This is a genomic window from Oscillibacter sp. CAG:155 (assembly GCA_000436875.1).
Taxonomy (GTDB): Bacteria; Bacillota; Clostridia; order Oscillospirales; family Oscillospiraceae; genus Oscillibacter.
On record FR890856.1, the window covers coordinates 1 to 1,520 of the forward strand.

The 1,520-nt window shown below is 60.9% G+C and carries 3 protein-coding genes; 2 read left to right on the forward strand and 1 reads right to left on the reverse strand.

Going from position 1 to position 1,520, the window contains the following annotated elements; all coding sequences use genetic code 11:
- Nucleotides 1-120 precede the first annotated feature (120 nt).
- On the reverse strand, nucleotides 121-651 hold the full coding sequence (locus QZL67_RS02410) for a DUF5662 family protein (RefSeq protein ID WP_022289184.1): 531 nt from the start codon (nucleotides 649-651) through the stop codon (nucleotides 121-123).
- Between the two features lie 120 nt (nucleotides 652-771).
- On the opposite strand from QZL67_RS02410, the gene QZL67_RS02415 reads away from it, so the two are divergent.
- Both QZL67_RS02415 and QZL67_RS02420 read left to right on the forward strand, forming a co-directional pair.
- Nucleotides 772-1,218 carry a hypothetical protein gene (locus tag QZL67_RS02415; RefSeq protein ID WP_022289185.1) on the forward strand — a complete coding sequence of 149 codons (447 nt, stop codon included), beginning with the start codon at nucleotides 772-774 and terminating at the stop codon, nucleotides 1,216-1,218.
- Nucleotides 1,219-1,247: 29 nt separating this feature from the next.
- A complete protein-coding gene (locus QZL67_RS02420; RefSeq protein ID WP_022289186.1) occupies nucleotides 1,248-1,442 on the forward strand; it encodes a hypothetical protein in 195 nt (64 codons plus the stop codon).
- Nucleotides 1,443-1,520 lie beyond the last annotated feature (78 nt).

Sequence of the window (1,520 nt, forward strand, 5' to 3'; positions counted from 1 at the left end):
AGTAAAACGCCATCAGGGGACAAAAAAGCGGAGCGCATGGCAAACTGCCATACGCTCCACTGCTTTTATTGGATGGCCTCAGCTAACAATTGCGGTCCCGGAAGCAAGAATGAGACACGGTCACTTCCCCAAAACCTCGTGCCGGATATAGGTAAAAGCGGCGTCCTCACCCTCGTCCCGGAGCTTGATGAGCATGGTCTCCAGCAGCGCTGCGGTCTCCGGTGCGATCAGCAGGCGCTTTTTCATGGACCGCTGGAAGAAGAGATATGGGTCCGCCAGCTGGAAGTCCTTGCCCCGGTATACCCGGCTGGCGGCCAGTCGGTCGCAGAACATCTCCGCCACGTATTTTTTTGGCATCTCCACGCCGATGATGCCCTCGCCCCGGATGCTGTAATCCGTCCAGTACTCAAAGTGATGACGGTTGCGGCCCTTGTGGTGGAGCCAGGAGGCACTGTACCCCCGTTCCCGCCGCTGGGCGTCGTTAGGGCTGCGGTCCCCCTGGAAATATTTCACGCCCGCCCAGAACTCGATGGGGGAATACTTGGACAGGTCATGGGTCAGTCCCTGCCAGTAAAGACCCAGGCGGAAGCAGTACTTCCGCACCAGACGGCGGTGATGGCTGATGGTTTTCAAATGGCCCCAGAAGTGCAAGAGACGTCCCTCCGCTTTTTCAGATTCATGGTTCAGTATAGCACAGCAGCGCCAAAAAGACGAGAAAAATTTTCGCATGGAACCTGCCGGCCCGGCAGACACTAGGTGGGAGGTGGTCAAATGGAGGGTGCGTTGCTGGAGTGTCCCCGAGCGTGGGAGAGGCTGCTGCCGCCCGGTGTCCGCCGGGCGGAGACGGCGGCGGAGCTGGAAGGGCGGAACTGGGATCTGCTGGCTCTGACGGCGGGAGGATGCGTAGCGGTGGGAAAGCGGGTAGTCCGGTGCCGGATTTTGCTGCTGCCGGGGGACTGGGAGCGGCCTCTGCCCACGGGGCTGGCGGCAGAGGCTGTGGTCTCCTATGGCCTTTCCGCCCGGGACAGTCTGACGCTCTCCAGCCTGACGGAGCCGGTTTTGTGCGTGCAGCGCCAGCTGCCCCGACCAGATGGGACATGGATCGATCCCCAGGAGTTTTTGCTGCCGGTGCTGCCGGGGCCGGCAGAGGTACTGCTGCCCCTGCTGGGGGTGCGGCTGTTGCAGATCCCACTGGACCGGAATCCCTTCGCATGGTAAGCTGATGTAAACAGGAAGGAGTGTGGTCCATGGAGCTTCTGGCGGTGATCTTGATTCTGGGCGGAACGGCGGGCATTTGCTGGGTGCTCTACGGCCGGGGGAGCGGTCCCACCCGCTGCATCGGCTGCGGAAAGTGCGCGGCGGACGGCCGCTGTATCCTCACCGGAGAGCATTGGGGCGGAATCTCCGCTGAAAAAGACGAAAAAACCGGAAATCCCCGTTGACAATCCCATCGAAACAGGTATAATAAATTCGTTCGACAAACGCAGTGACAAAGCCAGCCCGGCGAAACCGGCCAGAGC

Bases quoted from the DNA above. Each gene is read 5' to 3' on its own strand.
- QZL67_RS02420 (WP_022289186.1), top strand. From the start codon at position 1,248: ATGGAGCTTCTGGCGGTGATCTTGATTCTGGGCGGAACGGCGGGCATT.
- QZL67_RS02415 (WP_022289185.1), top strand. From the start codon at position 772: ATGGAGGGTGCGTTGCTGGAGTGTCCCCGAGCGTGGGAGAGGCTGCTG.